Here is a 7,914-nt window from a genome sequence, read left to right on the forward strand (position 1 = left end):
GTTCTCAAGGAACGGACGCTTCCTTTGTACTCACCCTCTCGGGCTTTCCTCCGGGCGCTTCCCTTCGTTGTTTCCAACCTTACCAGATCCGTTTTCCGGTCCGTTTCCGGTCCGAATTCCGTTTCCGACCCCCTGTTGGAGCGGGGTTTCGCCTTTCAGCTTTCGCTTTCCGGCGGTGATTCCGACTTTATCAGATCTCTCCGGTCGGAATTTCCCACCGCCTCGGAACGATCCTTCACGTTCGTCACGAACGTTGGGGGTTCCCCTCGCGGTGGAGCCGTAAACCTACTGGACGGCCGCGCCCGGATGCAAATCGGCAGCGGGGCGGCCGTCCGTTCGGTTGACGAAGCGTCAGACCTCGACGACCACGGGGAGGATCATCGGGCGCCGGCGGTAGGTGTCGGAGACCCACTTGCCCATCGTCCGGCGGACGAGCTGCTGGAGCTGGTGCGGCTCCACGACCCCGTCGGACGCGGACTTGCCGATCGCTTCCTCGATCTTCGGGACGACCGCGGAGAACGCGGCGTCGTCGATGCCCGAGCCCCGGGCCTGGATCTGCGGCCCGCTCACCACCTTGCCCGTCGTGCTGTCGACCACGACGAACACGGAGATGATGCCCTCGTCGCCGAGGATGCGGCGGTCCTTGAGCGAGGTCTCGGTGACGTCGCCGACCGAGAGGCCGTCCACGTACACGTAACCCGCCTGGACCTTGCCGACGATCTTCGCCGCGCCGTCCACCAGGTCGACCACGACGCCGTCCTCGGCGATCACGATGTGGTTCTTCGGCACGCCCGTGAGTGCGCCGAGCTCCGCGTTGGCCCGCAGGTGGCGCCATTCGCCGTGCACCGGCATCAGGTTCCTGGGCTTGCAGATGTTGTAGAAGTACAACAGCTCGCCCGCGGAGGCGTGACCCGAGACGTGGACCCGGGCGTTGCCCTTGTGGACGACGTTCGCGCCCCAGCGGGTCAGGCCGTTGATCACGCGGTAGACCGCGTTCTCGTTGCCCGGGATGAGGGACGAGGCCAGGATGACGGTGTCGCCCTGGACGATCCGGATCTGGTGGTCGCGGTTGGCCATCCGGGACAGGGCCGCCATGGGCTCGCCCTGGGAACCCGTGCACACCAGCACGACCTCGTCGTCCGGCAGGTCGTCCAGCGTCTTCACGTCCACGACGAGGCCCGCGGGGATCCGCAGGTAGCCAAGGTCGCGGGCGATGCCCATGTTGCGGACCATCGAGCGGCCGACGAAGGCGACGCGGCGCCCGTACTCGTGGGCGGCGTCGAGGATCTGCTGGATGCGGTGCACGTGGCTGGCGAAGCTGGCCACGATGATGCGCTTCTGCGCGCCCGCGAACACCTGGCGCAGCACGCCGGAGATGTCGCGCTCGGGCGGCACGAAGCCGGGGACCTCGGCGTTCGTGGAGTCCACGAGCAGCAGGTCGATGCCCTCCTCGCCCAGCCTGGCGAAGGCCGGCAGGTCGGTGAGGCGGCGGTCCAGCGGCAGCTGGTCCATCTTGAAGTCACCGGTGTGCACGGCCATGCCGGCGGGGGTGCGGATGGCAACGGCCAGCGCGTCCGGGATGGAGTGGTTGACCGCGATGAACTCGCAGTCGAAGGGGCCCAGGCGCTCGCGGTCGCCCTCGGCGACCTCGAGGGTGTACGGGCGGATGCGGTGCTCCTGCAGCTTGGCCTCGATGAGGGCCAGGGTCAGCTTGGAGCCGATCAGCGGGATGTCCGGCTTCTCGCGGAGCAGGTAGGGGACGCCGCCGATGTGGTCCTCGTGACCGTGCGTGAGCACGATGCCGTCGATGTCGTCGAGGCGGTCACGGATGGACGAGAAGTCGGGCAGGATCAGGTCGATTCCGGGCTGCTCCTCCTCGGGGAAGAGCACTCCGCAGTCGACGATCAGCAGGCGGCCGCCGTATTCGAAGACCGTCATGTTGCGGCCGATCTCCCCCAGGCCGCCGAGCGGGGTGACGCGCAGGCCGCCCTCGGGGAGCTTCGGCGGGGGACCGAGTTCAGGATGCGGGTGGCTCAAAAGACTCTCCTCACCACGCACGCCACATGCCCTCAGGACATATGGCGCGCGTGACCTTCGTGCACTTGCAGTTGTTTGCGGTGTTCAGTTGTCTGCGGTGTTCAGTTGTGAAGTACTCGCGTGTTCAGTTGTGAAGTCCGTGGGCGGCCCGGCCCGGGAGCCGGTCCGCCGGGGCGGGGCGTCAGCCGAGCCGGACGCCGCCCGCCGTGAGGTCGCGCTTGAGCTGCTCGGTCTCCTGCTCGGTGAGCTCGACGAGCGGCAGCCGCACGGGGCCCGCGGGCAGCCCCTGCAGGCCGAGGGCGGCCTTGGTGGTCATGACGCCCTGGGTGCGGAAGAGGCCGGTGAAGACCGGGAGCAGCTTCTGGTGGATCGCCGTGGCCTTGGCGTTGTCGCCGGACAGGAAGGCGTCGGCCATGGCGCGCAGGTCACCGGCGACGAAGTGGCCGGCGACGGAGACGAAGCCGGCGGCGCCGACGGCGAGCTGCGGCAGGTTCAGCATGTCGTCGCCCGAGTACCAGGCGAGTCCCGAGCGGGCGATGGCCCAGCTCGCCGCGGACAGGTCGCCCTTGGCGTCCTTGTTGGCGACGATGCGGGGGTGCTCGGCCAGCCGGACGAGCGTCTCGGTCTCGATGGGGACACCGCTGCGGCCGGGGATGTCGTAGACCATCACCGGGAGGTCGGTGGCGTCGGCGACGGCGGTGAAGTGCCGGACCAGGCCCTCCTGCGGGGGCTTGTTGTAGTACGGCGTGACGACGAGGAGGCCGTGGGCGCCCGCCTTCTCGGCGGCGCGGGCCAGCTCGACGCTGTGGTGGGTGTGATTGGTGCCGGCTCCGGCGATCACGTGGGCGCGGTCTCCGACCGCCTCGACCACAGCCCGTACGAGCTGGGCTTTCTCCGCATCGCTGGTGGTGGGGGACTCGCCGGTGGTGCCGTTGACGATCAGGCCGTCGTTGCCGGCGTCCACGAGGTGGGTGGCGAGCCGCTGCGCGCCGTCGATGTCGAGTGCACCGTCAGCGGTGAAGGGCGTGACCATGGCGGTCAGGACCCGCCCGAAGGGCGTCTGCGGTGTGGAGGTCGGAGCCATGAGGGCCACGCTACTCGTTGCTCACCGTGAGGTGCCCCCTCGGGGAGTGCCAAAGGGATCCCGGCACTGCCTGCTCGGGGGTTCAAGCAGTGCCGGGTCCGTCTTTTCAGACTAGATTAAAGCCACGAAAAGCCGCAATACGGACACCTAAGCTACCGGGCCGTACGACTTCCCGTCCGCCCTGCCCCGTCAGGGGGCGATGCGGCCGTTCTTGTTGAACGCGGCGTACGTGAGCGGCATGAGCTTCGCCCACTCCGCCTCCATCTTCTCGCCGACCATCTCGATCTCACGCTGCGGGAAGGAGGGCACGGCCGCCTGCTCGTGCTGGGTGCGCAGGCCGAGGAAGTGCATCAGCGAGCGGGCGTTGCACGTGGCGTACATGGAAGAGAACAGGCCGACCGGCAGGACCGAACGCGCGACCTCGCGGGCGACGCCGGCGGCCAGCATCTCCTGGTAGGCCTCGTAGGCCTCGCGGTAGGTGTTCTCCATGACGCGCGTGGTGAGCTCGTGCTGCGCCTCGGTGCCCTCGACGAAGACGTACTTGCCGGGGCGGCCCTCCTGGACGAGCTTGCGCTCGGCGTCCGGGACGTAGAAGACGGGCTGCAGCTCGCGGTAGCGGCCGGACTCCTCGTTGTACGACCAGCCGACGCGGTGGCGCATGAACTCACGGAAGACGAAGATCGGCGCGCTGATGAAGAACGTCATCGAGTTGTGCTCGAAGGGGCTGCCGTGGCGGTCGCGCATCAGGTAGTTGATCAGCCCCTTGGACCGCTCGGGGTCCTTGGTGATCTCTTCCAGGGACTGCTCGCCGGCGGTGGAGACGCGGGCCGCCCACAGCACGTCGGAGTCGGCCGCGCTGTGCTTGACCAGCTCGACGGTCACATCGCCGCGGAACGTCGGCTCGGTTTCCATGGCGGTCTCGGTGGGGCTGTCGGTCACCGGCGGGGTCCTTCCAGTTGCAGTGCTCGGGCGGCGACCAGCCTACGGGCCACCACTGACAACGGGTCCGCAAGCGGCGCCCCTACGGCCCCGCCGCGGCCGGGGGAAGCCGCCCACTGGTTGAGATTTTTCACAGAAGTCACTGAAAACGGGCACCACTGACGGCGTTCGATCGTCCTTACGTACGACAGCACGTTTTTCGAGGTTCCTAGGAGAGCCCCCATGTTCCGCCGGCGAGAGCCCGTGCCGTTCGCCTTCGTCGCCGAGGCCGAGCGCTACCGCAGCAACGTCACGCCGCCGCCCCGAGAACGCACGAGCCGCTCGCAGATGGCCGGCCGTGTGCTCATGGGGCTGACGGTGGCGACGGGGCTGGTCGGGGCGCTGCTGTTCGGGATGCCGTCGCTGCAGCCCACCACGCAGGACACGCACCAGTCGCAGCGTTCCGAGGCATCGGACGGCCGCTGACCGGCAGGTGACCACCGAGGGTGGGATCCGGCGCACCGACCCTGGTGTGCCCGGGTCCCGCCCTTTTCTATAGCCTCACCGGGCACAGCCATTCGAGCGTGCGTGCTGATGAGTGAGGAACCCTCGTGCCCCTGCCCTTTCTGACCGCCGACCGCGACGTCGAGGAGCTCGCGCCCGCCACCGCCGCGGCCGTTCCGCCCACCGGGTACGACGAGGAACCGGCGCGCTGGCGCCGCCCGTACCGGCCCGGCCCGTGGCGCGTCGGCGTCACCGCGCTGTTGCTGCTGCTCGCCTCGTACGTCCTCTTCGCGGCGATGATCATCGCCGTGGCCGGGTCCCTGCCCGGGGCGGGCGTCTGTGTGGCCGTCGCCGTCCTGGTGATCGTGACGGCCGTCCGCCTCGTGCGGGTGGGCGTGTGGGTGGGCGAGCGCGGGCTGCGGCACGTACGGCTGCTGTCCGCGAAGACGGTGCCGTGGGCGGAGGTGACGGCCGTGCGCATCGTCCAGCATCCCGTGCGGTGGCTGGGGCTCCCCCGCACCGTGCAGGGGCAGGCGGTCGTCGTGGAGCGGGCGGGTGGTGCGCCGCTGGCGACGCTCGTCACCAGTCACGGGGCGGACTTCCTCGGCCGGCCCCAGGCGTTCGACATCGCGTGCGACGCGGTGGAGGGCTGGGCGGCGGACTTCCGCCGCTGACCGGCCGTCCGCTACGTCGTGGCCTCTCGCCGCCGCGGCGGACGAAGGAGGCCCGCCGGCGAGGCGCTACGCGTCCACCCGCACCGGCCTGCCGTCGTGGAGGGCGATCGCCCTCTGCATGGCCTTGCGGGCGCGGGGCGTGTCCCGGGCGTCGTGGTAGGCGACGGCCAGCCGGAACCAGGCGCGCCAGTCGGACGGGGCGTCCTCCGTTTCGGCCTTGCGCTTGGCGAAGACCGCGTCCGCGGAGTCCCGGTCGATGCGGCCGCCCGGCGTCCGCACCAGCTCGTCCACCGGCAGCCCGCCCTCGGCGTCCAGCTCCCGCGCGAGGCGGTTGGCGTCGCGCGCGAACCGGGTGGTCTGGTAGAGGAACCAGGCGCCGATGAACGGCAGGACCAGCACCGCCGCGCCGAAGGCGACGGTGACGGCGGTCCCCTGCTGGATGAGCATCACACCGCGGCTGCCGACCAGGACGAAGTAGACGACCAGGACGGCGGCCAGGGCGAAGTAGACGATTTTGGCGCGCACGGTGCTCAGCCCAGGTCCAGGAAGTGTTCCAGGCCGAACGTCAGGCCCGGGGTCGCGACGACGCGACGCGCGCCGAGCAGGATGCCCGGCATGAAGCAGCTGTGGTGCAGCGAGTCGTGCCGGATGGTGAGGGTCTCGCCGGTGTCGCCGAAGAGCACCTCCTGGTGGGCCAGGAGGCCGCGGAGCCGCACCGCGTGCACGGGCACGCCGTCGACGTCGGCGCCCCGTGCGCCCTCCAGGGCCGTCGTGGTGGCGTCGGGCTGCGGGGGGCAGCCCGCCTCGTGCCGCGCGGCGGCGATGAGCTGCGCGGTGCGGGTGGCCGTGCCGGAGGGGGCGTCGGCCTTGTTGGGGTGGTGCAGCTCGACGATCTCGGCGGACTCGAAGAAGCGGGCCGCCTGCCGGGCGAAGGTCATGGTCAGGACGGCCCCGATGGAGAAGTTCGGGGCGATGAGCACACCGGTCGACGGCGAGGCGTCGAGCCAGGCGTTCAGCCGCGCGAGGCGCTCCTCGGTCCAGCCGGTGGTGCCGACGACGCCGTGGATGCCGTTGCGGACGCAGAACTCCAGGTTCTCCATGACCGAGTCGGGGTGCGTCAGCTCGACCGCGACCTGGGCTCCCGCCTCCGTCAGCGTCTCCAGCTTGTCGCCCCGGCCCAGCGCGGCCACCAGCTCCATGTCCTCGGCGGCCTCGACGGCTCGTACGGCCTCGGAGCCGATCCGGCCCCCGGCGCCGATGACCGCCACGCGCAGCTTGCTCATCGTCCCTGCTTCCTTCGAACCAATCGACCAGGCGATTAAGAAACGGCCTCGTGCAGGCGTGCCGCCTGCTTGTCCTTCAGCGGGCCGATGACGGACAGCGAAGGACGCTGTCCCAGTACATCGCGGGCCACCTCGCGGACCTCGTCCGGGGTGACGGCCGAGATGCGGGCCAGCATGTCGTCGACCGACATCTGGTCCCCCCAGCACAGCTCGCTCTTGCCGATGCGGTTCATGAGCGCACCGGTGTCCTCCAGGCCGAGGACGGTGGAGCCGGCGAGCTGCCCCACGGCACGGCTGATCTCCTCGTCCGGCAGGCCCTCCGACGCGACCTTGTCCAGCTCGTCGCGGCAGATCTTCAGCACGTCGTGGACCTGGCTCGGGCGGCAGCCGGCGTAGACGCCGAAGAGGCCGCAGTCGGCGTAGCCCGAGGTGTAGGAGTAGACGGAGTAGGCGAGGCCGCGCTTCTCCCGGACCTCCTGGAAGAGCCGGGAGCTCATGCCGCCGCCGAGGGCGGTGTTGAGCACGCCGAGCGCCCAGCGGCGGTCGTCCGTGCGGGCCAGGCCCGGCATGCCGAGGACGACGTGCGCCTGCTCGGTCTTGCGGCCGAGCACCTCCACGCGGCCGGCGGTGCGGATCGTACGGGCGCCGGAGCGCGGGGCGACGGGCGTCGCGTCCGTACGGCTGAGGGCACCGGCCCGGTCGAAGGCGGCGCGCACCTGGCGGACGACCTTGGCGTGGTCGACGTTGCCCGCGGCGGCCACGACCAGGCGCGTGGGGTCGTAGTGCTTCTTGTAGAAGCGGGCGATCTGGTCGCGGGTGAGGGCGTTGATGGTGTCGACCGTGCCGAGCACGGGGCGGCCGAGGGGGGTGTCGCCCAGCATGGTGTGCGCGAACAGGTCGTGCACGCAGTCGCCGGGGTCGTCCTCCGTCATCGCGATCTCTTCGAGGATCACGCCCCGCTCGGCGTCCACGTCCGCCGCGTCGATCAGCGAGCCGGTGAGCATGTCGCAGACGACGTCGATGGCCAGCGGCAGGTCGGTGTCGAGCACGCGCGCGTAGTAGCACGTGTACTCCTTGGCCGTGAACGCGTTCATCTCGCCGCCGACGGCGTCGATGGCCGAGGAGATGTCCAGCGCGCTGCGCTTGGCCGTGCCCTTGAAGAGCAGGTGCTCCAGGTAGTGGGTGGCGCCGTTCAGGGCCGGGGTCTCGTCGCGGGAGCCGACGTTGGCCCAGATGCCGAAGGTCGCGGAGCGCACGGACGGCAGGGTCTCGGTGACGATGCGCAGGCCGCCCGGGAGGGTGGTGCGGCGGACCGTGCCGATGCCGTTCTCGCCCTTGAGAAGCGTTTGGGTACGGGCGAGGGGCCCCCCCCCCCCCGGGGGGGGGGGCGGCCTACCGGGACGACCGGCCGGCC

8 protein-coding genes are annotated in these 7,914 nt (G+C 70.4%); 2 read left to right on the top strand and 6 right to left on the bottom strand.

Annotation, left to right across the window (positions count from 1 at the left end; genetic code table 11):
• Positions 1-351: 351 nt before the first annotated feature.
• The 3 genes from ACOTKD_RS37390 to thyX form a co-directional block, all read right to left on the bottom strand.
• Positions 352-2,037, bottom strand: coding sequence for a ribonuclease J (locus ACOTKD_RS37390; protein WP_424893476.1), 1,686 nt, complete (start codon positions 2,035-2,037; stop codon positions 352-354).
• A 181-nt stretch (positions 2,038-2,218) separates the two neighbouring features.
• On the bottom strand, positions 2,219-3,121 hold the full coding sequence (gene dapA, locus ACOTKD_RS37395; RefSeq protein ID WP_424893477.1) for a 4-hydroxy-tetrahydrodipicolinate synthase: 903 nt from the start codon (positions 3,119-3,121) through the stop codon (positions 2,219-2,221).
• 189 nt (positions 3,122-3,310) lie between these two features.
• Complete coding sequence (gene thyX, locus ACOTKD_RS37400; protein ID WP_424893503.1) at positions 3,311-4,033, bottom strand: FAD-dependent thymidylate synthase; 723 nt, start codon at positions 4,031-4,033, stop codon at positions 3,311-3,313.
• Positions 4,034-4,282: 249 nt separating this feature from the next.
• On the opposite strand from thyX, the gene ACOTKD_RS37405 reads away from it, so the two are divergent.
• Together ACOTKD_RS37405 and ACOTKD_RS37410 are read left to right on the top strand one after the other, a co-directional pair.
• On the top strand, positions 4,283-4,525 hold the full coding sequence (locus ACOTKD_RS37405; RefSeq protein WP_424893478.1) for a hypothetical protein: 243 nt from the start codon (positions 4,283-4,285) through the stop codon (positions 4,523-4,525).
• A gap of 125 nt (positions 4,526-4,650) precedes the next feature.
• A complete protein-coding gene (locus ACOTKD_RS37410) occupies positions 4,651-5,217 on the top strand; it encodes a hypothetical protein (protein WP_424893479.1) in 567 nt (188 codons plus the stop codon).
• A gap of 66 nt (positions 5,218-5,283) precedes the next feature.
• Here ACOTKD_RS37410 and ACOTKD_RS37415 read toward each other — a convergent pair whose 3' ends face one another.
• The 3 genes from ACOTKD_RS37415 to ACOTKD_RS37425 are packed head-to-tail and all read right to left on the bottom strand — an operon-like array spanning position 5,284 to position 7,822.
• On the bottom strand, positions 5,284-5,742 hold the full coding sequence (locus ACOTKD_RS37415; protein ID WP_106681805.1) for a tetratricopeptide repeat protein: 459 nt from the start codon (positions 5,740-5,742) through the stop codon (positions 5,284-5,286).
• Between the two features lie 5 nt (positions 5,743-5,747).
• On the bottom strand, positions 5,748-6,500 hold the full coding sequence (gene dapB, locus ACOTKD_RS37420) for a 4-hydroxy-tetrahydrodipicolinate reductase (protein ID WP_424893480.1): 753 nt from the start codon (positions 6,498-6,500) through the stop codon (positions 5,748-5,750).
• A 35-nt stretch (positions 6,501-6,535) separates the two neighbouring features.
• Complete coding sequence (locus ACOTKD_RS37425) at positions 6,536-7,822, bottom strand: M16 family metallopeptidase (RefSeq protein ID WP_424893504.1); 1,287 nt, start codon at positions 7,820-7,822, stop codon at positions 6,536-6,538.
• Positions 7,823-7,914: the final 92 nt, after the last annotated feature.

Source organism: Streptomyces sp. XH2 (assembly GCF_049725035.1).
Lineage (GTDB): Bacteria > Actinomycetota > Actinomycetes > Streptomycetales > Streptomycetaceae > Streptomyces > Streptomyces roseoverticillatus.

What these genes read in the sequence shown, in the direction of transcription:
- dapB (WP_424893480.1), bottom strand. Translation starts at nt 6,500, where the DNA reads ATGAGCAAGCTGCGCGTGGCGGTCATCGGCGCCGGGGGCCGGATCGGC.
- ACOTKD_RS37405 (WP_424893478.1), top strand. Translation starts at nt 4,283, where the DNA reads ATGTTCCGCCGGCGAGAGCCCGTGCCGTTCGCCTTCGTCGCCGAGGCC.
- thyX (WP_424893503.1), bottom strand. Translation starts at nt 4,033, where the DNA reads ATGGAAACCGAGCCGACGTTCCGCGGCGATGTGACCGTCGAGCTGGTC.
- dapA (WP_424893477.1), bottom strand. Translation starts at nt 3,121, where the DNA reads ATGGCTCCGACCTCCACACCGCAGACGCCCTTCGGGCGGGTCCTGACC.